Genomic DNA, 21,993 nt, shown 5'->3' with positions numbered 1-21,993 from the left:
CTGCGAACGGGCGGTGTTTTAAGATGGCGGGACGCTAGGGGCCGGTATGGGCATCCTTTCACGCGCGTCGTACGTGGTCCGGTCGCGGCTCAACGCGATCCTCAACAACGCCGAGGACCCCGGCGAGGCGCTTGATTACTCCTACGAACAGCTCCGCGACCAGCTACAGGACGTGAAAGGCGGGATCGCGGACCTCACCACTCAGAAGAAGCGCCTCGAGATCCAGAAACGCCGTCTGGAGGAGAACGTCGACAAGCACAACGAGCAGGCCCGGGAGGCGGTGCGCCAGGACCGCGACGACCTCGCGCGGCAGGCCCTCGAAAAGAAGAAACAGAAGATGACCCAGATCGAGGACCTCGAAGGCCAGATCGCGGACCTCCAACAAACCCAGGACCAGCTGGTCGAGAAGAAGAACACCCTCCAGGGCCGGATCGAGGAGTTCCGGACCCAGAAGGAGACCATGAAGGCGCGCTACGAGGCCGCCGAGGCGAGCACCAGGGTGTCGGAGGCGATGACCGGGGCGGGCGACGAGATGGAGGACGTCGGGCGGTCGATCGAGCGCGCCAACGAGCGCACCGAGGACATGGAGGCCCGCGCCGAAGCGATGGACGAACTCGAGGAGTCGGGGGCCTTCGAGGACGCCCTCTCGGACCAAGACAGCATCGACCGCGAGCTCGAATCGCTCAGCACCGACAGCGAGGTCGAGGCCGAACTCGAAACCCTCCGGGGAGAGATGGGTGAGGGTGGATCGTCGAGCAGCTCCACCGAAACCGAAACGGAGACCGCCGAGGCCGAGACCACCGACACGGACGACGGCAGCTCGAACGCGGGCGGCGACGAACCCGCCGACCCCGAGGTCGAGGCCGAACTCGAAGAGCTCCAGAACGAGGACTCGAACTAACCCGCCCGCCGCCGACCGTCCGGACCCTCCTTCGTTCGCCGTTCACTCGACGTTCTCGCCCTGATAGCTCCCGTCGTAGACGTCGTCGTGGTCGGCCTCGCAGAGTACCAGTTGTGCGACCCGCGCGCCGCGTTCGATCTCGATGTCGTGGTGGACCTGGAGCAGCCCCTCCCCGCGGCCCTCGTAGCCCGCGTCCCAGACCGCGGTGTTCAGCATGCACGAGTTGCGCAGCAACGACGACCGGGGATAGATGAAGCCCACGTGCCCCTCCGGGATCCGGACGATCTCGGTGTAACGGGCGACGTACCCACCCGGTGGGAGGTAGTAGGGGTCGGTGGCGTCGTTTTCACCGAAGCCCTCGACGACGTGTTCACGTCGGCGGTGGCGCACACCGACCTCCTTGCCCTCGATGCCGATACGGCCGGGTTCGCGCTGTTCGAAGACGGCTTCGAGCGTGAGGTCCACCCCGTTGGGTTGGACCTGTTCGTCGGTGACGGGCGTGACGTGCTCGGCGACGAACGCGCCGCTTTTGTACATATCGCCCCGTTTCTATCCGCACACAAAGCCGTATCGGAGTCGACGTCGGCGGCGAGCGGAGCGGCAAGACTTGCGATGTATGGCGGTCTTTCGTGCGAAACGCACGGGATTTATACCGATGGGTGGCGGATGAGTACGTGCTATGGGAAAAACGCTAACGGAGAAGATCCTCTCCGACCACCTCGTCGAAGGTGAACTCGAAACCGGCGAGGAGATCGGGATCGAGATCGACCAGGTCCTGACCCAGGACACGACGGGGACGCTCGTCTGGCTCCAGTTCGAGGCGCTCGGCCTCGACGAGGTCCAGACCGAACTCGCGGCACAGTACTGCGACCACCAGACCTACCAGTTCGACTTCAAGAACTCCGACGACCACCGCTTCCTCCGGTCGGCGGCGGGCACGTTCGGCGCGCACTTCTCGCGCCCGGGCAACGGTATCTGCCACCAGGTCCACAAGGAACGCTTCGCCGCACCCGGCAAGACGATGCTCGGTTCGGACAGCCACACCCCGACGCCCGGCGGCATGGGCGAGCTCGCTATCGGTTCGGGTGGACTGGACGTCGCCGTCGCGATGGGCGGCGGTCCCTACTACATCGAGATGCCGGAAGTCGTGAGCGTCCGTCTCGAAGGCGAACTCCCCGAGTGGGCGACCGCCAAGGACGTCATCCTCCACCTCCTCGGCGAGCTCTCGGTGAAGGGCGGCGTCGGCAAGGTGCTCGAATACACCGGCCCCGGCATCGAGAGCCTCTCCGTGCCCGAGCGGACCACCATCACCAACATGGGGACCGAGCTCGGCGCGACCACCTCGATCTTCCCGACCGACGACAACACCAAGGAGTTCCTCTCGCGGCTCGAACGCGAGGACGAGTACGTCGACCTCTCGGCGGACGACGACGCCGAGTACGCCGACGAGATCGTCGTGGACCTCGACGACCTCGAACCCCTGATCGCCACGCCGTCGATGCCCGACAACGTCGTCCCCGTCAGTGAAGTCGCCGGGACGGACGTCGACCAGGTCATGATCGGCTCCTGTACCAACGGTGCCTACGAGGACATCCTGCCTGCGGCGAAGATGCTCGAAGGCCGCGAGATCGACAAGCGCACCGACATGATCATCGCGCCCGGTTCGAAGCAGTCCTCGGAGCTCCTCGCCCGTGAGGGCTGGAGCGCCGAACTGATGGCGGCCGGCGTCAACTTCTCCGAGGCGACGTGTGGGGCCTGCATCGGCATCGGTCACGTCCCCGCCTCCGACTCGGTGAGCCTCCGGACGTTCAACCGGAACTTCGAGGGCCGCTCGGGTATCGAGGACGACTCGGTCTACCTCTGCTCGCCCGAGGTCGCCACCGCGGCGGCGCTCACCGGCGAGATCACCGACCCGCGCGACCTCGACGACGTCGAGGACCCCGGCTTCGAGATGGCGGACGTCTACGACGGCTCGACCGCCGACCTCATCGCCCCCGACAACGCGGTCGACGACGGCCTCGTGAAGGGCCCGAACATCGGCGACGTGCCCCTGAAGGACCCGCTCGAATCCCATCTCGGCGGACCGGCGCTCCTCAAGATGGACGACAACATCACGACCGACCACATCATCCCCGCGACCCAGGACATCCTGATGTACCGGTCGAACATCCCGAAGCTCTCGGAGTTCACCCTCTCGCGGGTCGACGAGGAGTTCGCCCAGCGCGCACTGGATTCCGACGGTGGCTTCCTCGTGGCCGGCGAGAACTACGGCCAGGGCTCCTCGCGCGAGCACGCGGCGCTCTGTCCGATGTACCTCGGCGTCGAGGGCGTCCTCGCCCAGAGCTTCGCCCGGATCCACAAGGCGAACCTCTTCAACTTCGGGCTCCTGCCGCTGGAGATCGACGAGGACACCTACGGGAAGATCGACCAGGGCGACGACATCGAGATCGTCGACGACGTCGACGAGGCCGTCCGCTCCGGCGAGACCGAGTTCACGATCCGCGTGAACGACGACTGGGAAGCGACGGGCACCCTCAAGGCCTCCGAACGCGAGCGCGAGATCCTCGCCGACGGCGGCAAGCTGCCCCACACGAAGGCCCAGCAGGAAGGGAGCTCGGGCGCGGCCCCCGCCGACGACTGACCGGCTACCCGAACTTCGAATTTTTTAGCGAACCGCGGTACCGCTGGCACTCGAATCGAGACAGCCCTGAGAGAACGTCTCGTGACCTACACGTCGACGGTTCGCCGTCCGGTTCGCGTCGACCTCGCTCACCGACCGGTGCGTTCGTGGTTCAGGCGGTGGGTTCGGGTCGTCCCTCGGTTCTATCCGTGTAGTAAGCCACGTAGTAGGTTCGCAGGAACGCACCGATCAAGAACGACAGTACGCCCCAGGCGACGAAGAACACGAGTCCGCCGGACGGCGACGTTCCGAGGAATCCGTTCGCGGCGGCGTTCGCCGGCGCGTCCGAGACGGACACTTGGGTAACGACGTAGTAGAGGATCGGGATGACGGAAACGAGGTTGACGAGCAGGGCGATGACGTTGTAGCCGAGGGTCTTCGCGAAGTTCGCTCGAACCAGCCCCGCGCTCCGCCGGAACGAGTCCGTGACGCCGGCGTCGTCGACGACGATCGCCGCCTGGTAGAACTGGAGGAAGAACGGCACCAGCAGGAGTCCGATGATGAGGAGCGCCGAGATGCCGGTGAAGACGAGCCCCGCGCCGAGCCCCACACCGCCCGCGAACCCGCCGCCGCCCCCGCCACCCACCGCGAACCCGGCGACGAGCGCGATCACGACCGAGACGATGAGGTAGACGATGCCGGTCGCGATGAAAATCGCGAACAGCAGTATGTTCGCGAGCAGGAGCCCGACGTAGTTCTCACGGCCTTCACTGAGGAACGTCCCGAAGCCCGTGCGGCCGACCACGCCCTCGTGCGCCATCCCGATGATCCCGCCTTCGACGAACGGGTAGACGAACACCGTGACGACGAGCGAGATGGCCATGCTGAGCAGGCTGGAAACGAGGGGGTCGTTTGCTATGGGGAGGAACTGGACGACGGTCGAGAGTAAGCTGACTCCCACGACGACGACCATCGCCGCGAAGATGATAGGATTCCGACGCAGTGCCGCACCGGCGCTCGAAACCGCGGAGATCGTACCCATATAAATTTCCACACCCAAACCTCAAATAACACTATCCATTTCGACCGCGAATTTTCCGACCGTAGTCCTTCCCGCCCTCAGTCGTCCGTGCGTTCGCTGTAGGCGGCGTAGCGGAGGAGGTTGAGGCTCCAGTCGGCGGGGAGTTCGGAGACGAGGTCGTTGATCCCGGCTTGTTCGTACTCGCCGTCGAGCACCGCCGCGATGTGGTCGGCGGCCTTGCCGTAGGCGACGCTTTTCCCCTCCCGCTCGGCCGCTTCGCGGTCGGTGAGGTCGTCGGCGTGTTCGATCGCGTCGAGCTTGTGCATCCCGCTCAGCACGCGGAGCCGCAGCCGAACGTTCTCCAGGTCCGTGCGGTCTGCCTCGTCGAGCATACCGCGCCCTTCACCGGCCCGTCCTATAAACCGTGCGTCGTTCGGGCGGCCCCGGCGTAGGTCTCGCGGATGGTCTCGGCGAGCGGCCCCGCCCGGTCGATCGCGAGCGCGACGAGGACGAACGGTTCGTCCGCCGGCCGGATGACGAAGCCCGCGAACGGCGGCTCCGCACCCTCCGCGAGCCGGTCGACGAGCGGTTCGAGCGGGGTGATGCCGTCCCGAAACTCGGCGAAGAGGTCGCGTTCGCCCGACTGTTTCGCGAAGGTGTAGACCACCCCGTTCGGTTCGCCGTCGGTGTCCCTGGTCACTCGGGAGTTCATCGCCTGCCCCTCCCGACGGGCCTCGTCCCACGTCTCGCGTGCGGCCTCGAAGATCCCCGTCGCGCCGTCGACGAACTCGACGGTCGTTTCGGTCTCGACCGTCACGGCCGCGAACCGTGGCCCGTCCGCCCAGTCGATCTCGGCCGCGACACGATTCCCGGGTTCGAGTTCCGCCACCCGCGCCGCGAGGTCGCCCTCGTAGCCGGTCGAGGGCACGTACGTCGGGTCCTGGCTCTCGACGTCGAGCAGCAGGAGTTCGTCGGGGTCGCGTGGACTCCGGAGGACGCGGTAGGTCCCGGCGGTCGTCTGCATGGTCGGCCTTACGCCGTCGCGGTGAAAACCCGTTCGACCACGAAGGCTTTGGCTTCGCCGCCCCATCTCGACCCATGCGCGTCGTCTCGCTGCTCCCGTCGGCGACGGAGATCGTCTACGCGCTCGGGGTCGACCCCGTCGGGGTCTCCCACGAGTGCGACTACCCGCCCGCGGCGGCCGAGAAACCCGCCGTCAACCGCTCGCGGGTGGACCCCGAAGCGTCGAGCGCCGAGATAGATCGACAGGTCCTCGAAGCCGAGGACGGCGAGGGCGTCTACGACATCGACCTCGCGACCCTCGATAGACTCGACCCCGACCTCGTGGTCTCCCAGGGGATCTGCGACGTCTGTGCCGTGGATTCGGTGCTCGTCCGCGACGCGATCGACCAGCTGGATCTCGACTGCGAGGTGCTCACGACCGACCCCCACTCCATCGACGACGTGCTCGACGACATCCGGCGCGTGGGACGGGCGGTGGGCCGAGAGGAGCGCGCCGACGAACTCGTGGCGGCCCTCGAAGCCCGCGTCGCGGCGGTCGAAGCGGTGACGGACGCCATAGAAGAGCGTCCGCGCGTAGCGGTGCTCGACTGGACCGACCCCGTGATGACCGCCGGCCACTGGGTCCCCGAGATGGTCGACCTCGCGGGTGGATCCGAGGGCTTCACCGAGCCGGGGGCTGCCTCGCGTCCGCGCGAGTGGGACGAGATCCGCGAGTACGACCCCGAGGCGCTCGTGGTCGCGCCCTGTGGTTTCGACCTCGACCAGACCGCCGAGAACCTCGCCGACCTCACCGAGCGCGAGGGCTGGCACGACCTCACCGCCGTCCGGGAGGGCCGCGCCTACGCGCTCGACGGCCATTGGTTCATGAACCGCCCCGGGCCGCGGCTCGTGGACTCGCTCGAACACCTCGCCGGACTGATCCATCCCGACCGGTTCGACGCGCCCCCGGCGGACGTCGCCCGACCGCTCCGGCCGGCACGCGCCGAGCTCTGATCCCTACTCCGCGACCGCACACGACCCGACGTACTCGACCTCGTCGACCGATTCGATACCGTTCTCGCCGCAGACCGAACATTCGGGGTTCGGCCGGATCGGGAGTTCCTCGAAGTTCATCCCGAGCGCGTCGTAGTGGAGCAGCCGGCCGTCGAGGCTCTCGCCGACCCCGACGAGGTGTTTGACGGCCTCGGTGGCCTGTATCGACCCCACGACTCCCGGGAGGACCCCGAGCACACCCGTGGTCGCGCAGTCGGGGACCGTGCCGGCGGGCGGGGCCTCGGCGAACAGACAGCGATAGCACGGTGATCCCTCGGTGAAGGTCGTGATCTGCCCCTCGAAGCGGTAGATCGCACCGTGGGAGAAGGGGATCCCGGCGAGCGTACACGCGTCGTTGACGAGGTATCTCGTCCGAAAGTTGTCGGCCCCGTCGACCACGAAGTCGTAGTCGGCGACGAGGTCGGCGACGTTCTCTGGCCCGACGCGGACGTCGTGGGGTTCGACCGCGACGTCGGGGTTCAGGTCCTCGACGAACGCGGCCGCGCTCTCGACCTTCTTCCGACCCACGTCACCGTCGCCGTGGATCACCTGTCGCTGGAGGTTGCTCCGCTCGACGACGTCGTCGTCGGCGATCCCGAGCGTTCCGACGCCCGCGGCCGCGAGATACTCGATGACGGGCGAGCCGAGTCCACCGGCCCCGACGACGAGCACACGCGAGTCGAGGAGTGCCGACTGGCCGGCGGGTCCCACGCCGTCCATGATGATGTGACGCGAGTACCGGTCGAGCTGGGTGCCGTCGAGACTGAGATCGCTCATACCGAATCTACGCGCCCGGCGGAATAAGCCCGCGGGTGACTCCCGTTTCGGCGGTCGCGGGATTCCGGTTCGGTCGCACCGACCATGGACAGCCATGCAACCGACACGGTCGTCGTCCCCGTGTTCGGGTCGCCACGCGAGCGCGGATGTCTACTTTTATGGTCCATGGCTTTCTACCGATGTCCAACATGCGAACGAATACTCTCGTCGTGGCCCTCGTGTCGGCCCTGTTGATAGCGGGTGCCGGCGCTGGCGGCGCGCTCGCGGCCACGGGCCCCCTGCATCCACAACAATCGACGACCGACACCGGGAACACCACGACGGCGGAGAGCACGACGACGACCGAAAGCGGCTCGGCGACCGAGGCGGCGACCGCCGGCGGGAGCGCGGGAACCACCGGCGCGTCGGACGGACCGAGCATCACGTTCGACGACCAGGAGTCGAGCGGTGAGACGGTCCTCGTCGACTCAGCGACGCTCCCCACCAACGGGTTCATCGTCATCAACGGCACCAGCGGCGGGGACGAACGGGTCATCGGGTCGTCGTACCTCCTCAACGGCGGGATCGCCGACAACATCCGGATCGAGCTCAACCGCCCGCTGAACGGTTCGGAGTCCCTGACCGCGGTGCTCTACGCTGACTCCAACGGCAACGGCGCGTTCGACGCCGACGCCGACGAACCGGTCTACCAGGGCGACTCCGACCGCCGGGTCGTCGACATCGCGGACGTCACGGTTCAGGACAGCTCCGGTACCGCGACCAGCGGTGAGAGCGACGCGACGAGCGCGGCCACCCAGGCCGACGCGGGCGGTGCCGAAACGACCGCCGCGAGTGACGGCGGGGCCGAAACGAGCGGCGAGGCGAACGGAAGCGCCGGGAACGAGAGCGGTGGCAGTGGCGGGAGCGGGCCCGGCTTCGGACCCGTGGTCGCCGTGATCACGTTGCTCGGGGTCGCGTTCCTCGTCCGTCGGCGCTGAACCCGTCGTATCGATACGTCTCCGAGACGCTCAGTAACTCACTCCTCGTTTCGTGCGTCGGCGATGAGGTCGCGGAGCCTCGTCGCGACCCGCTCCGTGGCGGTGATGTGGAGCGGCGCGGCATCGACCCGGTCGAGTCGAACGTGTTCGACCGACGCCTCGATCGTCATCATCCCGCTCCCGCTCCGGAGGTTTCGGAGCACGTCGAGGAGCAACAGCACACCGATGAGTGCGACCACGACACCGACCGACATCCCGATGATCCGGTCCGCGACCACCAACGCCCCGAGCCCGGCGGCGGTGAACACCACCCCGCCGACCGCGAGGTCGCGGTAGCTCCCTCCGGCCGACTCGTCGGTTTCGGACCGGGTTTCGACCCCGGCGATCCGGGTGTAGTCCACGATCTCCTCGCCCGTCCGCGTCACGCAGACCAGCCGTCGCTCGGTCGCCGCGAACAACGCCTCCGCCGACCCGTCGTCGTGTTCGACCTCGCCGCTCCACTCCACCACTGGAACCTCGTCCGGCGCGAAGGGGTAGTCGTCCCGGGGACCGGGTCGGGCTTCACCCTCGGTCGCCATGCGGCCCCTCACGACCGGCCGCTATATGAAATCGTTCACATCGGTCGCAAGCCGACCCATGGCCTCACCTACCACGCGATGATGCGTCGGCCGGCGTCCTGCTCCGCCGACGAGGGTTCGTCGGTAGTGCCCCGTAGCGCCCCGTCGGACACGTTGGAACGCCATACGGCAGCGGATCGGTGTGTGAAACCTTCCCCTCCCGAGAGTACGGACGGTAGTTTCAATCCACGCCCTCGTTTCGAGTCGACCGCGGTCAGCTACCAAGGGCTGCCATCGCTTGCAAGACTTGCTTTCGGAACGGTCCCGTGCCTTGCTTCACGGGACCCTCACTCGCTCCATCGCCCGTATATGACGACTGTAGCCATCGAAAAACGACTCGGACGACCGAGTTTCCCGAGTGGGCTCGGGCGGATTCGAACCACGCGAACGTCGCTCGCTCCGATCGCTCGTCCTCTCCTTCGAACCGCCCTCACATCCTGAATTCACTGCTCGCTGTCGCTCGCAGGAATTCATGGGCTCAGGCGGATTCGAACCACCGATCTCGGCCTTGTATTAAAAATCTGTCAGGTGTGGCGATGTCAGACCAATGCTCGAAGCAATATCGCCAGCCGATGCTGTAGAACAGTACCTCAACTACCGACGAACAGAGATCTCTGATTCGTCGTTGCAGAGCCAAGAGTACCGACTAACTCGCTTCCTTGAATGGTGCGAGAAGACGAATCTGCAGAACATGAACGATGTCACTGGTAGGCGTATCCACGAATTCACTCAGTGGCGTAGTATGAACGTCAATAACATGACCCTCAGAACCCAACTGAGCACGATCCGAGTTTTCCTCCGGTTCTGTGAACAGATCAACGCCGTAAATGATGGTGTCTCTCACAGGGTGTTACTCCCGAAGGTGAGCCGTCATGAGCAAACACGTAAAGACGATCTGCTCTCCGAGCCAACGGCAGATCGAATTCTCGAATATCTCACTAAGTTCGAATACGCAACTCTCAGGCACGCTCTCTTTGCTCTTATCTGGCATACCGGATTTCGGATGGGGACTGCTCGCGGGCTTGATATAGAGGACTACAACCCCGATCAGCAGTACGTGAGAATCCGGCACCGGCCAGAAACAGGAACCCCGCTCAAGAACAAGCAGCAGGGGGAGCGTGAGGTCAATCTGAACCCCGACGTGTGTGAGACCCTATCCAACTACATCGCCATGCACAGACCCGATGTGACCGACGAGAACGGACGTGAGCCACTGTTCGCTGTCCGATCAGGGAGAGCAGGTAAGACTGTGATTCAAAAGCACTTCTACGCTCTCACACGCCCTTGCCATCACACGAATGAATGTCCACATGGCCGTGATCCTTTGGAGTGTGAGGCGAGCACTCAGTACGATGCGGCTTCAAAATGTCCCACTTCTACGAGTCCTCACCCGGTTAGGCGTGGGGCTATCACCGCTCATCTGAACGCCGACGTGCCGAAAGAGATCGCTTCAGACCGGATGGATGTCTCAACAGACGTTCTTGACAAGCACTATGACGGACGCACTCAAGCGAAACGTAGAGAACAACGCCGATCCTATCTCGACAGGCTATAACTACTCTCGACTCGAAACTGTGGGGTCAGTTTTCACATACCACTTCTCGAAGTTCACTCAGTAGATCTGGGCGGTGCTCTCTTAGAACAGCAATGTCCTCCGGTAGTTCCTCGTTGATCCGCTTCCGAACCCGATACACAGATTGATCCACCTGTTGGTCCGTTGGCTCTCCTTTCTCTGCTATGTGTTCTCTATCAGTGTCAGTCATGATGGCACGGTAGCGACCCATGTGAGTAGCACTATGCACCAGTGCCTAATAAGGACCATGCACTGACGCACACTATGCACTAATGCATAGATTTAATAGAGTAGGGGTTGTTGACTGTAGTAAGCACTGAGGGGCGTAGTCCCGAGGAAAAGGACCGTGCTCTAACACGGCCCTTCAGTGCTGGCAATCCAACCAGCAATGACCCGAAGCAACTCCGATAACGAAAGCGGTTCGGTTGATGAACAGCGTGCACAGTGGGAAGCATTCGAATTCCGTGTGCCTGTGCCGGGTGCAGTGCGCGTTGAGAATACCTCTTACGGCGACGACTCCGGCGAGCACGTTTACGTCGTCAGTGTCGAGAGCGGCATCCCGTTCGATTGCACCTGTCCTTCGTGGAAGTATCATAACCCCGAGGACGGATGCAAGCACATGCTCGCCGTCGAGAACCAGCCCGCCGTTCTCATGGCATCAAGCTCCGATGAGAGCCCTGTCCTGGCCGATGGGGGCGAGCGCCAATGAACGATACCCTATCGTGCTCCCGGTGCGGCCACGGCTGGGGGCTTACGATTACGACCGGCTCGCACAACGGTGACCGGGCGTTTGAGGTCTACGAGTGCGAGTGTGGTGCGACCGGGACGCTGACTCACGACGAGATAACCGGGACCGCGCTCACCGGCTGTCTTCGGTAAGCCGAGTCGCGTTCCGCAAACTTGTCAACGCTCCGGTGGCAATCAGGGAGGTCTAATCATCCGGTTATAGCAGAGAAACAATTGAGACTTCTAATTTTTGTAAGGGGTATCTGGCACCCCCTAGGTAGGGGTAACATCCTCGAAAGCCGGCTGCACGGGGATAACGTCAGTTGTAATCCACTCAAATCCCTGAAATCAGGCAATAGAAGATTCCGACCACGCTACTTGAGTATCCTGCTTTTGACTATATGGAGTGACAACCACCCGGCCATGATATATATTAACTAACATGACTTGAGGGGTGCGGTCGGTGTCCATCACATAAGAGTTTCAAGTTGCTGGTCGAGAGCTTCTATCCCATGTTTCAGGGCTAAGGAAATCGCTGTCAACGCATTCCTTAGCCTTTTTATTGCTCTTTCTATTCTGCTCGCGGTGCCACCGATTAGCCGAATGACAAGTCTTACCTAACATCGAATGGAAAGCGTCGTTTGAAGTTTGGTAAGATAAGAAGTGGTACTCCTACTCATCATCTATTCTTCTGGCGGTAGAAACCTGAGTAAGACTCGTTTCCCTCCCATTTAATCGCTAATGAGAGCGCGTAGAAGTAATTGACCACTATCAGTCAGAGCATAGATCTTCTTGCCATCTCTTTCATCAGTGATTTCGATCATCCCCTCCTCACTAAGTTCGCTAAGATGGGTGTAGATGTACCCGTGTGAGATCTCCAATTCGTCAGCGAGAGCATATCCGTGGGACGGCTGCTCTCCAAGCTCGGAGAGAATATCCAATTTCGTCTGACCGATTAGACTCATTCGCTCAGTAGTTTCTGACCCAACCGACGAAAATGATATAATTGGTAGAGCTGACCGGTCAGATAGAACTAATATGTAGAAAATTATTTAATGCTTGTCTCTGATACAGTTACATGGATAAAAAAGGCACCCGGAGACAATACATTATAGGAGCTACCGCCGTCGGTATGTTTGCTCTTGCTGGTTGTTCATCGGATTCAGAAAGCGGAAATGCTTCACAAAACTCTCAAGACGATACTCAGGGACGCACTGAAAAAGTAACACAGGAAGTTGTGGGAAGAACGACACAGGAAACTTCTACAGATACATTGTCTATCGAAGAGACAGGAACGACCGGACTCAGTGACGCAATGGATGTCCAGAATGGAAACAAGAGCGCTAAGGCAGGAGTCAACGCACTTCGCACAGCTATGGGCTATATTAGTACTGGTGGTAGTAGCGATATATATATACTGCCTGAGGATAACGAAGGACCTTCCAACGATATTGGACTTGAATATATTACTACAGCTACTTCCTCAGATGAGTTATCAAGCGAAATCGGAAAAATAGCAGCAGCTTATGCTGCTGGGGTAGAGAAAGGCTACAAATATGGAAATATGTATGTTGTTATTAGTGATACTGAAACAGAGATTGGCGAGTGGTACGTTCTTAGAGAGTGGGCGGCAAAGTATGCAAACAATAACGAAAATTCAGAATGGTATTTAAATAAAATTGATACAACTCTCAAAGCATATGACACTACCACACAAGCGAGCATCTGATAGTCATATGGAAAAAAAGTTTATTTGTCTTCGGATGGCCGTCTCAGTAACTTAGGCAGGCAAATTCCGAGCTAATGTAGTCTTTATCAGGAAAAGCTTAAAACCAGAGATCTGGCCTCTCCTAAGAGGTGGTGGGGTGGGGTGATTTCAACCCTCGAAACACCCCCCTTCAAGGAGCCGTATATAGAGCACTATCACCCGTCACTGCTTCATCAACGTTTCAAAAGAGCGCGTCTCTCGCTTCTTGATGGTTCCCAAAACCGGTTTGGTTGCTCCACGATAGCGATCCTGTTCACCAGTGGATCTGGCTTCAAGAGCAAGGCACAAGCTATCACTCATATCATCGTGGCTACCACTAGAGTGTGATATTTGCAAGAGTCCCGAGCTTGTGAAATCGTACGTCAAACTCACTAATTCGTTGACAAGCCGATCATTATTCGGCAAGCTCAGTTCCTCACCTTCGAGCAGGCGCTTGAGCCGCTGATACATGGTTGCCTTGGTTCTGCTCGTGAACTTCACTGGTTCAACGTTTGTGAGGTTTGTTGACGCTGATGTGACTGCTTCCCCTAAACCTGTAGCATCAACGGCGATCCCAGCGTAGCTGTGAGCCTTTTGTAGCCGTTCTAATCTGGATATGATGGCCGGGGTAGTATCATCTTCAACGACACTCTCGACTCTCGTATGGCCCTGAGAATCCACTGCTATGATCACTGTGGCGTCGTCGCCTGATAGAGCCATATCAACTCCGGCGAACACACTACCAGTAAGTTCAGGCTGATCTTGTTGAACACATGACGTTACGGTGGCACGAGGGAGAAATGGATCCCCTACCTCAGCAAATTGCCCCATAAATTCTGTTAGCCAGACCGGATCGTTCTCGTCGTATTCCTCTGCCTTGTCGGCAAGCCACTCTGCCGCCGTGGGATCGACTACTCCGGCATCAACGGCGAGGGGGATGAAATCGGGGGTTGCTGCTGTGAACGACTCAAATGAATCGTCATGAGTGAATTTGCGATAGTGATAGCCGCTCTTTCCTCGCGGCGTGCTCATCACGATCAACTCGTGATTATAGCCCCATGTCACGAACATCGGCTCTATAACTCGACTGAACACTTCCTCGCTCACAAGCGCCCCTTCATCTACAACTACGACCTTCGGCAGTTTGCCTCTGAACGAATCAGCGTCTTGCGGGAGGGGGCGGCAGATAGCCCGTGTTCCATTGTCGAGCTTCTTTTCTCTGGCATTATCGGTGACGATCCCCAGCTGCTCATTCGAAAGTCCTGTATTGCGAAAGTGCCTCTCCATACGTTCCCACATCTCATCGGCAGTATCCTGCCATCGTGCAAGAACTGCTACTGTGATGCCTGACTCATTCAGACAGGCATCTGCCGCAATTAACCCGCCCGTCTCAGACTTTCCCACTTGCCGACCACAATTCACACTCTTATCGGCTGAGTCACTTTCGAGCAAGTCCCTCTGCCAACCAACTGGATTGAAATTGAAGATACGCTTGGCACGCTCAATACGGGAGAGCGACTGAAGTTCGTTGGTGCTTGCGCTCATCTTGCCATTCTTACTCTCCTTTCCCGGCAAGCACCTGAGCAAGTGATTCTGTAGCCTCTGCTTGTTGGCTATCGGGGTCAGGGAGACAGCCGAGATCCTTCAGCGAGAGCCGAATGTCCTTCGAGAGCCGTGATGTGAACTTGGCAAGGTAGTGCTCATCCTTCTCGACAATAGGAGTCCCATCTTCCTGCTTTCCTACTACTTTCTCGACTGTCGGCCCGTCACGAGCGATCTCACGCTCTCCTCGGCGTTCTTGGACGATCTTGACGCAAACAGTTGTGAGAATAGTTGCGAGCGGAGATTCAGGACCGAACGACGCGGTCTCAAGGAATGACCCGGCCAAGCGTTCTACGAATTCCTGTTCCTCCGGCTCAAGTTCATCCATCAAATGGGTCGGATCGGCGGTCACACCGTGAGTGAGAGCGTTCGTGTTGCCTTCCGGTGGAGATCCCCCGGAGTTACCCACGGCAAAATCGTTGCCCTCCGGTGCGGAGTAGCGGTTGAGTGTTTGTTTTTCGTCGGTCATTGACTCCGATCACCCCTCTCAGAATTCTCGGAGTTATGGAGAGCCAACAGCCGATTCACTGCACAATCATAACTGTCGTTCCCCCGCTTAAGAGCACGAACCTCGTCTCTCGTTTCCTCGTGTACGTTTAGAGTGACCCTTGTTTGCGACATATGTTAGATTACTCTCCTGTTTGTATATACCAGTTTTCGGAGGGTTTTGTTGACGGTATGGGCAGAACAGGTAATTACCTCACTATCTAAACTCTGAGCCTGATTGTGGGGTAACTACGTCTGTAAAACGCACTACGGATGAGGGGGTGAGAGTCCACGCTTCAGCCAGACCTGATTTTGCACATGATCCAACCGCTCTTTGAAGAAAGCAGGGTCATTCCCGCACTGCATTTCATAGTAGTCCACCAGCTCCTCTCCGTAATCACGCTGGCTCAAAAACACGCCTCCACTATCTTCAGTGATAAACCTAAATTTGTCAAGCATCTCATTCAGAGCATCCTCAACAGTATCCCAATCCTCCCCACTGGACGCATCTTTTAGAACGTCAAACCGCTGTATTTTGCTCCCAACATGGGTATGTCCGTGAATTAGCTTTCCTAATATCTGGCAGTAGAGATAGCTATTACACACTGACAAACACTTTGCGTGTAATCACAATAAACATTGAGGAATCTGATTTCGGGATTTCGGAAACTGTTTTCCGAGAGGATATCGAAGAGGGGGTATGGCAGACGAATACACCAGAGAGGAGGTTAAAAATATGAGTATGAAAGAATATCGAAAAAATATCCCCTCAGGTTGGATGGAGGTCACACGGTATGATAGTCTTGTGCTAATGATAGACGCTCTGCTCTCTTCACCGCCGAACAGAGAATTCAAGACCAACGAGTTGGCAGACAAATCCGGTATTACACCCAAGAGTGTAGAGTCTCACATCGGCTCATTAGTGGGTCTCGGGGTAGTCGAAAAGATGACAAAAAATCGGGATAGACCACGGTACACTATAAACGAAAAAAGCCCAATTACGCAAGAGATATTCAAGCTAAATCGGATCGTTGAGCAGGTAAAGTCTAACGAAATGCCGAAATCCCTCCCAGACAAACAAGAAATCAGTAGGTCTAACACCAGTGTTAGCACCGCTGAACCAAATGAGCACAATTCGCAAGTTCAGCCTGGTCATAATTCCCTAAAAAAGATGGCAAACGCATAATAAAAATGGTTTCTGAACAACAACTAACTCAAAAGCTTGAATTGATCGGAAATTATATCGAGATCATCGATGACGAGATACTTGGAAGAAATGAAGAAGAAGTGACAATTGAAGGTGTCTATGATGAAGTTCTTCGCGGACATCGAGCGATAAGCGACCAGACTCTATACATTGTTGGAGGTCGTTCTGACCGAGAATACCTGAGCGTATTGTATTTTTACACAGTCACACAATCGGTAGCAAATCAAATTCCAGAAAATAGCGCAAGATCAATTATAGACCATTATGATCATCCAGAAGATGTGGAAGACGCCTCATTTGAAGCAGCCAAACTACTATTGAACGACACTTCAAGTGAAAAGATGAATGAGTTTGAAAATAAGCTATACGCCACAATGTCCCATGGATCTGTAGAGGTTTCTCTAAACAGTGAACATAGTGGTTTTCTGAGCGGCTTTTATGTTGAACACAAAATATTCCCGTTTGGTACCTCATACGATTTGAGCGAGTTCAACAGTGTAGTTCAATCCGTAAACAACGCTGGCTCAAGAGGTGCAACTTTAGTTAGAGGAGATATAACTGTAAATGTTGATAGGAACAAACCAGAGAACACTAATGTGACCATTAACAACGTTCGTTGATAAGCATACTTCCACTGATACTCGGATCTGATGGCAGCGCATATTCGCGCTGGTAGCAGGGTAAAGGGGTCAATCATCCTCCTAAGCTACGGCCAACCAGAATCCATGCAACCGGTAAGCTATCCTGAACGATAAAAATCTGAATCGCACATATCCCTTACCGCTGCACAACTACTGTTGCTGCTCGTTAGTGATCTTTGGGATACCGCACGATATGCTACCGGTGCCCTTGCATGCTACATACTATTGTATGGTGGAATAGCTTTGCAGACTCACCGGTGGCATTGAGAGGAGGAAAGATTCCCTCCGGTGTAGCATACCATTACCTAAGGTTAAAGTAGACTGTATTTAGTCCGCTGCATGTATTATGAACACATATGCCGGAGTTAACAGGTATTTGCTACTGATAGAACAGTTAACACACTAATCAATCCGTAATAGAGGGGCACCCAAAAAGGTCTATATCGAAACGATCTTATTACGGTTGCGATCGATTAATATACCGTTCCTCTCCGGTTTCCCACCTCTCGGGGCCTTCTCAACCGAGAATTTGGCGAGACCGTTAACATCGTTTTCTATTGCTCTGGCAGAAGCGTGCCCTGCTCCATGCAAAAGACCACTTCCATCGTTGTATCCTCTTATCGCTCTATGTTCAAGTTTGTCTTCATTACCTTTAACCCGATGCCAAAGAATCTCAAATTGTTCTGTAGCATGATTAGGAAGCCCCCTGTTATTGCTACCCGTATCAACATATGCGTTCACATCTATCTTCACTACACCATCATTCTCGCTGAATCCTCGCACGTAGTATTCGATTGGGTCACTCATGTGTAGTCTGTTCTCTGTCCTTTTTCCTCTTTATCTATAAAGCACGGGGAGAGAGTTCTTAGTGCCGTCTTAAAACCACGACTTGAATCGTTGGGCTGATGCAGAACCAAGTTGATCGCTCTCAAGCCATGGCTCCAGTGCGATGACGCGATGGTGGCACAGATCGAGAAGGTTGCTTACGAAAAAGATGACGCCATTGCTAAGAATTATCGTAGCTTATCTTACATACCTACCGATTTTACGTATTGTATATTAATAGGGGAAACCGGTAGGTGTGTAAGAAATCCTACACTATTGGCTTGATATTTTTTCACCTTCTTCAACCGCGTCCTGTAATCCATGATCGGTAGTCGGTAGGCTCGGAGTCTCTGTGTGTACCAACGTGAGATCAACGAATCCCTTTGGATCGAACTTCTCAAGCTCCTTGTCCCGCCAGATGTTTGTTTGCAGGCTTGTCTCAACCTGTTCGATGAACCCCGCTCTGGAAAGCTCTCTTAGACATTTGTTGGTCTGGCTCTGTTTGATCTCCGTCTGATTGCGTATCTGTGGCTCTGTATGTCGGTCTCCGTCAAGCTCTCTAAGTACTTCAACCACGTTTCTGGCTCCTTTGGACCATGCTCGGAACACCTCACCAGTCCCGTTGATCGGCAACCATTCGGGTGTATGGGCGGTGTAGACGTAGATTACGGACTTACTACGGTCCCGTCCAATACGGAATAGCTCTTGGGCGGTAAGTGACTCTCGCATCCAACGGACCACCCGATTTCCGAGCGAGCCATAGTCCGGGTTTCTCACGTCTTTGTTTCTGCTGGCAGACTCCCCGCCGAGAGCAGACCACATTTTCACGTAGTCGTCTCCGAAATGATTTGAACCCCAGATCAATCCGAGGTTATGGTTTTCAAACATCCCTGAGCCGATTACGTCTTCTCTATTATGGCTGTCTTTAGGGAGAACGTCGGCCTCTGCTAAATTGGTTTCGTGCTTGTACATGTCTCCATACGACCCTATGAACGCTAAATCCGTATCGTATGTGTCCTCAATGGTCTCACGTATCAGTCGAACCCGCTCAGGATCGGTGTACCTCCCGCCGGATGTTGGACGGCTGTGGATACTGATACGGTAGATGTGATACCCGAGTGTGTCCTTAATGTAGCTTTCACGCCGCTTCTCGTCAAGGACATTCTCAACCTCAAACTCAATCCCTGTTGCAAGCTTCCACATCGTTTTGTCAAACGTGCCATCAAGGGCTACTACCTGCTCCGCTGCATCGAAGTTCGGGCGATTCAGCAGATAGAACGTTAGCTTGCCTTTCCTGCCAACACGGGGATTATAGACTCCTGTTCGACCGTTCCCCAGTTCACAGTATTTCAGTCCGTTATCAAGGCGCGTACCATTCAGCAGAGTGTACACGGCAAGTGGTGTATCAGCGAACAGGCGTCGATTGTGTGTGAGACCGGTTGAATCGCGTTGGGGGTATCCTGAGCCAAACCATTTGTTGCTAGCAGCGATGTCGTTCTCGCTGAGTGCTCCACCGGTAAGCTCATCAAGACTGTCAAAGGGTAGCTCTGGATTATCCTTTGCCCACTGAAAGACCGACTCTCGGAGAACGTCGCCCGCCAGAGAGTTGACGTAAGCACCGGCAGGAAACTCATCGATCACAACGATACGGTCCTCAACAAACCGCTCAACGAAAGCGTGGCTATAGTGCCCTATCAACACATCGTAGTTCTCAGGCTGAAGCTCCCGCATAGCCCGAAGGTAGGGGCAATCTCTATGCTCTTGACAGGGAATCGGATACCCATGTTCGTCCTCAAAGTTCTCGTGGATCTCTATGGGGCTTACCCCTCTTGCTCGTTGATTTTTGACCTTCTCCGATACTGGTGTTTCAGCATCCGGATTATCATACTCACCGCTGGCGGTCGGGCAATATGCCCTCTCGACCTGCTCGTTCTTCCCATCGAATGCAGGGAGGACCTTGGCGGATAATCCTATGTGCTCACAGTCTTCCACGAGATCAGCGTATTTCTCCGTGCGTGGCTCACATATCGTTACTTCTTTTCCAGCGTTGTGTGCCGCTTTCACTGCTCCATAGGTCTTCCCCATGTTCATCAGGGCGGGGATTGCAAAGTTTCGCTCCTTACCATACACGGCTGTTATCAGCGATTCCGTGCAACCCTGTTGGATCAAATCGAGCGGCAGTCCACCGCTCATGGCCGTGATACCGGACCAATGGTTTCATACTTCCCAAACCCATAAGATCGGTAGGAACTGACCTCTTCGGGTTGGTTTCCATCGATCCATCTCTCGTGGGGGCAATGCCCATCAAGCTCGCCCCTGCTTCCTTCGATCAACATTCTCTATAGCTACGTCTTATTCTTGTCATATCATGGATCCATTGACTGATAAGCCCATCGTTAGCAGGAAATACTAACAGTCTCTTAGCGAAGGTAGAAGCTCTAAGTGTAACGATTACAGCTTTGCCTGACCGTAGATTATAAGCATAACACTGCCGGTAATGTCAAAACAAATATAACATATACGCCCACTAAACATAGTATGGGAAACACTAACGAGGAAGGACGTGCTCGAATCCAGCACCAGATAGACCAATATATTGAGAACCATCCGCTGAACGACTCCATCCCCAATGAACGACCCTCTGCTTTCAAGTACGAATCTCGGAGTCCCACAGAACAGGAACGCGCTGAGTTCTTTGCTGCATTCGGAGTGAAAATGTCTCGTCCAAAACCCCGGTTCACCTTCTAATGATATATCAGAACTCTTGCCCGGTCTGCAGTGGGTCTTTAGTTATCGAGCATTATAATTCACAGTGGGGCGAGTACGAATGCCGAGAATGCGGGAACCGGTGGACTAATTGATTGACAGAATATGTTCCTTCGCGTGATGTGCCACCGAAACCCATGGATGGTGATATCGATGGCTCTATCCGTAAATCTCGTTGTAGATGGCGATAGCCTCCTTATCGGTTAACGGACCGTATTCACCCAATATTGTGAGCATCCGCATTTCTACTGTGCTAAGTCCTTCTGCTATTTCTTTTGGTATCTTATTCGACATCGCAAACTATCATAGTGGAGCGAAGATTATAACACTTGTTGGAAAATTTTCCTATATTATCTAATAGGATAGGGCGGTTTATGAGCAGGAGTGAAGAGGTCTATGTTGCCTTGAATCTCTGCCACCGGAACGTTAGCAAGCGATCGGCCTACTCTAAGCAAACTACGGGACTTGACTTCGGCAAGTCATAGCCGAATCCCGCACCGAAAGGTCTATGATACAACAGGTTCGAATATAGCTAATCGCCAGACGTGATAGACTTGACCCCATCAACTGGTTCGAATCAAACCGTAGCACGCTTCCAGAGCTACTGGTTCGAATCTACCGGAGATGGTGGTCAGCGGGGCGGTAGCGGTCCGCTGGTGAAGGTGGGTGAAACCCGCCGGAAGCAGCGTGACGCGGCCCTTTACAAGGCAAGGTGCGTGAGAAGCCGACCGGCTCTGAAGGAAACGGAGGTCGCGCCAGCGACCGAGTATCCTGAATGGGCTCAGGCGGATTCGAACCACCGATCTCGGCCTTGTAAAGGCCGCGTCATAACCAACTAGACCACGAGCCCCGTATGGGCGAACCGGGGCGCGGGAAATAACCCTTTCCGTCGGCCGTCGGAACGGTTTAGGCTCCACGCGACCAGCCTCGGATATGTCGCTCCAGCGCGTCGTGAACATCGTCTTCGGCCTCTCGGTGGTCGCGCTGGTGGTGACCTCGGCGGTGGTCGCCGGCGTGGTTCCCTCGCCGATGTCGCTGATGGGCACCCCCCAGGAGTACGACCGCGCCGAGGTCACGATCACGAACAACTGCTCTCGGACCCTCGGGACGGTCGACGTCCGGATCGCCGACACCTACCAGAAGAAGTACACCGGGCTCTCCGAGACCCCCTCGCTCGCGAACGGTTCCGGGATGCTGTTCACCTACGAGAAGCCCTCCGAACACACCTACGTGATGCGCGAGATGGACTACCCCCTCGACATCGTCTTCATCGGGGCCGACGGCCGGATCAACGCGATCCGGGAAGCGCCGGCACCCGGGCCCAACGAAAACGGCGAGTCGATCGAACGTACCGGGGAGGGGAAGTACATCCTCGAAGTCCCGCGCGGGTGGATGCGGAGCCACGGGATCCACGTCGGCCACCGGGTCGCGATCGGGAACTCCGAGTGAGGA

The 21,993-nt window shown here is 57.2% G+C and carries 23 protein-coding genes and 1 tRNA gene; 11 read left to right on the top strand and 13 right to left on the bottom strand.

The features are described from left to right. Positions 1 to 46: 46 nt before the first annotated feature. Complete coding sequence (locus C447_RS01345) at positions 47 to 901, top strand: PspA/IM30 family protein (RefSeq protein WP_007690111.1); 855 nt, start codon at positions 47 to 49, stop codon at positions 899 to 901. 42 nt (positions 902 to 943) lie between these two features. Here the strand turns inward: C447_RS01345 and C447_RS01340 are convergent, their stop codons facing one another. Beyond that, a complete protein-coding gene (locus C447_RS01340) occupies positions 944 to 1,438 on the bottom strand; it encodes a deoxyuridine 5'-triphosphate nucleotidohydrolase (RefSeq protein WP_007690110.1) in 495 nt (164 codons plus the stop codon). 142 nt (positions 1,439 to 1,580) lie between these two features. Here C447_RS01340 and C447_RS01335 point away from each other — a divergent pair, with 142 nt between their 5' ends. Further along, entirely contained in the window at positions 1,581 to 3,542 is a 1,962-nt protein-coding gene (locus C447_RS01335; protein ID WP_007690108.1) for an aconitate hydratase, read from the top strand. Positions 3,543 to 3,693: 151 nt separating this feature from the next. Here the strand turns inward: C447_RS01335 and C447_RS01330 are convergent, their stop codons facing one another. The 3 genes from C447_RS01330 to C447_RS01320 all read right to left on the bottom strand — a co-directional run bounded on the left by C447_RS01330 (position 3,694) and on the right by C447_RS01320 (position 5,566). Continuing rightward, complete coding sequence (locus C447_RS01330; RefSeq protein WP_007690106.1) at positions 3,694 to 4,563, bottom strand: DUF7847 domain-containing protein; 870 nt, start codon at positions 4,561 to 4,563, stop codon at positions 3,694 to 3,696. A 77-nt stretch (positions 4,564 to 4,640) separates the two neighbouring features. Next, complete coding sequence (locus C447_RS01325) at positions 4,641 to 4,934, bottom strand: hypothetical protein (RefSeq protein ID WP_007690104.1); 294 nt, start codon at positions 4,932 to 4,934, stop codon at positions 4,641 to 4,643. Between the two features lie 23 nt (positions 4,935 to 4,957). Further along, positions 4,958 to 5,566 (bottom strand): DUF6663 family protein, encoded by a 609-nt coding sequence (locus C447_RS01320; RefSeq protein WP_007690103.1) that lies wholly within the window; start codon positions 5,564 to 5,566, stop codon positions 4,958 to 4,960. Between the two features lie 74 nt (positions 5,567 to 5,640). Between C447_RS01320 and C447_RS01315 the strand changes: the two genes are divergently transcribed. Further along, positions 5,641 to 6,558 carry a cobalamin-binding protein gene (locus C447_RS01315; RefSeq protein WP_007690101.1) on the top strand — a complete coding sequence of 306 codons (918 nt, stop codon included), beginning with the start codon at positions 5,641 to 5,643 and terminating at the stop codon, positions 6,556 to 6,558. A gap of 3 nt (positions 6,559 to 6,561) precedes the next feature. Here the strand turns inward: C447_RS01315 and ubaA are convergent, their stop codons facing one another. Next, positions 6,562 to 7,374: an SAMP-activating enzyme E1 gene (ubaA, locus tag C447_RS01310; protein ID WP_007690098.1), complete on the bottom strand. Its 813-nt coding sequence runs from the start codon at positions 7,372 to 7,374 to the stop codon at positions 6,562 to 6,564. Between the two features lie 188 nt (positions 7,375 to 7,562). Between ubaA and C447_RS01305 the strand changes: the two genes are divergently transcribed. Beyond that, on the top strand, positions 7,563 to 8,351 hold the full coding sequence (locus tag C447_RS01305; RefSeq protein WP_007690091.1) for a DUF7282 domain-containing protein: 789 nt from the start codon (positions 7,563 to 7,565) through the stop codon (positions 8,349 to 8,351). 38 nt (positions 8,352 to 8,389) lie between these two features. Here the strand turns inward: C447_RS01305 and C447_RS01300 are convergent, their stop codons facing one another. Next, positions 8,390 to 8,929, bottom strand: a complete 540-nt coding sequence (locus C447_RS01300; protein ID WP_007690090.1) for a hypothetical protein — start codon at positions 8,927 to 8,929, stop codon at positions 8,390 to 8,392. A gap of 586 nt (positions 8,930 to 9,515) precedes the next feature. On the opposite strand from C447_RS01300, the gene C447_RS17080 reads away from it, so the two are divergent. The 3 genes from C447_RS17080 to C447_RS18015 all read left to right on the top strand — a co-directional run bounded on the left by C447_RS17080 (position 9,516) and on the right by C447_RS18015 (position 11,420). Then, a complete protein-coding gene (locus C447_RS17080) occupies positions 9,516 to 10,523 on the top strand; it encodes a tyrosine-type recombinase/integrase (RefSeq protein WP_007690088.1) in 1,008 nt (335 codons plus the stop codon). A gap of 406 nt (positions 10,524 to 10,929) precedes the next feature. Then, entirely contained in the window at positions 10,930 to 11,250 is a 321-nt protein-coding gene (locus C447_RS01295) for an SWIM zinc finger family protein (protein WP_237713420.1), read from the top strand. Continuing rightward, positions 11,247 to 11,420, top strand: coding sequence for a hypothetical protein (locus C447_RS18015; RefSeq protein WP_007690080.1), 174 nt, complete (start codon positions 11,247 to 11,249; stop codon positions 11,418 to 11,420). Before C447_RS01295 ends, C447_RS18015 begins: the two co-directional genes overlap by 4 nt. Positions 11,421 to 11,998: 578 nt before the next feature. Here C447_RS18015 and C447_RS01290 read toward each other — a convergent pair. Next, positions 11,999 to 12,232, bottom strand: a complete 234-nt coding sequence (locus C447_RS01290; RefSeq protein ID WP_007690079.1) for a PadR family transcriptional regulator — start codon at positions 12,230 to 12,232, stop codon at positions 11,999 to 12,001. A gap of 113 nt (positions 12,233 to 12,345) precedes the next feature. Here C447_RS01290 and C447_RS17575 point away from each other — a divergent pair, with 113 nt between their 5' ends. Then, entirely contained in the window at positions 12,346 to 12,996 is a 651-nt protein-coding gene (locus C447_RS17575) for a hypothetical protein (protein WP_152416125.1), read from the top strand. Positions 12,997 to 13,197: 201 nt separating this feature from the next. Here C447_RS17575 and C447_RS01285 read toward each other — a convergent pair whose 3' ends face one another. The 3 genes from C447_RS01285 to C447_RS18305 all read right to left on the bottom strand — a co-directional run bounded on the left by C447_RS01285 (position 13,198) and on the right by C447_RS18305 (position 15,708). Beyond that, positions 13,198 to 14,559, bottom strand: a complete 1,362-nt coding sequence (locus tag C447_RS01285; RefSeq protein ID WP_080505368.1) for a phage terminase large subunit family protein — start codon at positions 14,557 to 14,559, stop codon at positions 13,198 to 13,200. Between the two features lie 10 nt (positions 14,560 to 14,569). After that, positions 14,570 to 15,085 carry a hypothetical protein gene (locus C447_RS01280; RefSeq protein WP_152416124.1) on the bottom strand — a complete coding sequence of 172 codons (516 nt, stop codon included), beginning with the start codon at positions 15,083 to 15,085 and terminating at the stop codon, positions 14,570 to 14,572. Between the two features lie 284 nt (positions 15,086 to 15,369). Beyond that, on the bottom strand, positions 15,370 to 15,708 hold the full coding sequence (locus C447_RS18305) for a hypothetical protein (protein WP_193363176.1): 339 nt from the start codon (positions 15,706 to 15,708) through the stop codon (positions 15,370 to 15,372). Between the two features lie 94 nt (positions 15,709 to 15,802). Between C447_RS18305 and C447_RS17570 the strand changes: the two genes are divergently transcribed. Together C447_RS17570 and C447_RS17565 are read left to right on the top strand one after the other, a co-directional pair. Continuing rightward, positions 15,803 to 16,288 (top strand): hypothetical protein, encoded by a 486-nt coding sequence (locus C447_RS17570; protein ID WP_152416123.1) that lies wholly within the window; start codon positions 15,803 to 15,805, stop codon positions 16,286 to 16,288. Positions 16,289 to 16,293: 5 nt separating this feature from the next. Beyond that, entirely contained in the window at positions 16,294 to 16,929 is a 636-nt protein-coding gene (locus C447_RS17565; protein ID WP_152416122.1) for a hypothetical protein, read from the top strand. Positions 16,930 to 17,388: 459 nt separating this feature from the next. On the opposite strand, the gene C447_RS17560 is transcribed toward C447_RS17565, so the two are convergent. The 3 genes from C447_RS17560 to C447_RS01255 all read right to left on the bottom strand — a co-directional run bounded on the left by C447_RS17560 (position 17,389) and on the right by C447_RS01255 (position 21,391). After that, on the bottom strand, positions 17,389 to 17,757 hold the full coding sequence (locus tag C447_RS17560) for a hypothetical protein (RefSeq protein ID WP_152416121.1): 369 nt from the start codon (positions 17,755 to 17,757) through the stop codon (positions 17,389 to 17,391). A gap of 291 nt (positions 17,758 to 18,048) precedes the next feature. Next, positions 18,049 to 19,968: a hypothetical protein gene (locus C447_RS01265; RefSeq protein ID WP_193363175.1), complete on the bottom strand. Its 1,920-nt coding sequence runs from the start codon at positions 19,966 to 19,968 to the stop codon at positions 18,049 to 18,051. Positions 19,969 to 21,317: 1,349 nt separating this feature from the next. After that, positions 21,318 to 21,391 (bottom strand) — tRNA-Val (locus C447_RS01255). Between the two features lie 83 nt (positions 21,392 to 21,474). On the opposite strand from C447_RS01255, the gene C447_RS01250 reads away from it, so the two are divergent. Then, positions 21,475 to 21,990 carry a DUF192 domain-containing protein gene (locus tag C447_RS01250; protein ID WP_007690071.1) on the top strand — a complete coding sequence of 172 codons (516 nt, stop codon included), beginning with the start codon at positions 21,475 to 21,477 and terminating at the stop codon, positions 21,988 to 21,990. Positions 21,991 to 21,993: the final 3 nt, after the last annotated feature.

Source organism: Halococcus hamelinensis 100A6 (assembly GCF_000336675.1).
Taxonomy (GTDB): domain Archaea; phylum Halobacteriota; class Halobacteria; order Halobacteriales; family Halococcaceae; genus Halococcus; species Halococcus hamelinensis.
Note: the sequence above shows the minus strand (reverse complement) of the source record. Positions and strands in the feature narration are given on the sequence as shown.

What these genes read in the sequence shown, in the direction of transcription:
- C447_RS01345 (WP_007690111.1), top strand. Translation starts at nt 47, where the DNA reads ATGGGCATCCTTTCACGCGCGTCGTACGTGGTCCGGTCGCGGCTCAAC.
- C447_RS01340 (WP_007690110.1), bottom strand. Translation starts at nt 1,438, where the DNA reads ATGTACAAAAGCGGCGCGTTCGTCGCCGAGCACGTCACGCCCGTCACC.
- C447_RS01335 (WP_007690108.1), top strand. Translation starts at nt 1,581, where the DNA reads ATGGGAAAAACGCTAACGGAGAAGATCCTCTCCGACCACCTCGTCGAA.
- C447_RS01330 (WP_007690106.1), bottom strand. Translation starts at nt 4,563, where the DNA reads ATGGGTACGATCTCCGCGGTTTCGAGCGCCGGTGCGGCACTGCGTCGG.
- C447_RS01325 (WP_007690104.1), bottom strand. Translation starts at nt 4,934, where the DNA reads ATGCTCGACGAGGCAGACCGCACGGACCTGGAGAACGTTCGGCTGCGG.
- C447_RS01320 (WP_007690103.1), bottom strand. Translation starts at nt 5,566, where the DNA reads ATGCAGACGACCGCCGGGACCTACCGCGTCCTCCGGAGTCCACGCGAC.
- C447_RS01315 (WP_007690101.1), top strand. Translation starts at nt 5,641, where the DNA reads ATGCGCGTCGTCTCGCTGCTCCCGTCGGCGACGGAGATCGTCTACGCG.
- ubaA (WP_007690098.1), bottom strand. Translation starts at nt 7,374, where the DNA reads ATGAGCGATCTCAGTCTCGACGGCACCCAGCTCGACCGGTACTCGCGT.
- C447_RS01305 (WP_007690091.1), top strand. Translation starts at nt 7,563, where the DNA reads ATGCGAACGAATACTCTCGTCGTGGCCCTCGTGTCGGCCCTGTTGATA.
- C447_RS01300 (WP_007690090.1), bottom strand. Translation starts at nt 8,929, where the DNA reads ATGGCGACCGAGGGTGAAGCCCGACCCGGTCCCCGGGACGACTACCCC.
- C447_RS17080 (WP_007690088.1), top strand. Translation starts at nt 9,516, where the DNA reads ATGCTCGAAGCAATATCGCCAGCCGATGCTGTAGAACAGTACCTCAAC.
- C447_RS01295 (WP_237713420.1), top strand. Translation starts at nt 10,930, where the DNA reads ATGACCCGAAGCAACTCCGATAACGAAAGCGGTTCGGTTGATGAACAG.
- C447_RS18015 (WP_007690080.1), top strand. Translation starts at nt 11,247, where the DNA reads ATGAACGATACCCTATCGTGCTCCCGGTGCGGCCACGGCTGGGGGCTT.
- C447_RS01290 (WP_007690079.1), bottom strand. Translation starts at nt 12,232, where the DNA reads ATGAGTCTAATCGGTCAGACGAAATTGGATATTCTCTCCGAGCTTGGA.
- C447_RS17575 (WP_152416125.1), top strand. Translation starts at nt 12,346, where the DNA reads ATGGATAAAAAAGGCACCCGGAGACAATACATTATAGGAGCTACCGCC.
- C447_RS01285 (WP_080505368.1), bottom strand. Translation starts at nt 14,559, where the DNA reads ATGAGCGCAAGCACCAACGAACTTCAGTCGCTCTCCCGTATTGAGCGT.
- C447_RS01280 (WP_152416124.1), bottom strand. Translation starts at nt 15,085, where the DNA reads ATGACCGACGAAAAACAAACACTCAACCGCTACTCCGCACCGGAGGGC.
- C447_RS17570 (WP_152416123.1), top strand. Translation starts at nt 15,803, where the DNA reads ATGGCAGACGAATACACCAGAGAGGAGGTTAAAAATATGAGTATGAAA.
- C447_RS17565 (WP_152416122.1), top strand. Translation starts at nt 16,294, where the DNA reads ATGGTTTCTGAACAACAACTAACTCAAAAGCTTGAATTGATCGGAAAT.
- C447_RS17560 (WP_152416121.1), bottom strand. Translation starts at nt 17,757, where the DNA reads ATGAGTGACCCAATCGAATACTACGTGCGAGGATTCAGCGAGAATGAT.
- C447_RS01265 (WP_193363175.1), bottom strand. Translation starts at nt 19,968, where the DNA reads ATGAGCGGTGGACTGCCGCTCGATTTGATCCAACAGGGTTGCACGGAA.
- C447_RS01250 (WP_007690071.1), top strand. Translation starts at nt 21,475, where the DNA reads ATGTCGCTCCAGCGCGTCGTGAACATCGTCTTCGGCCTCTCGGTGGTC.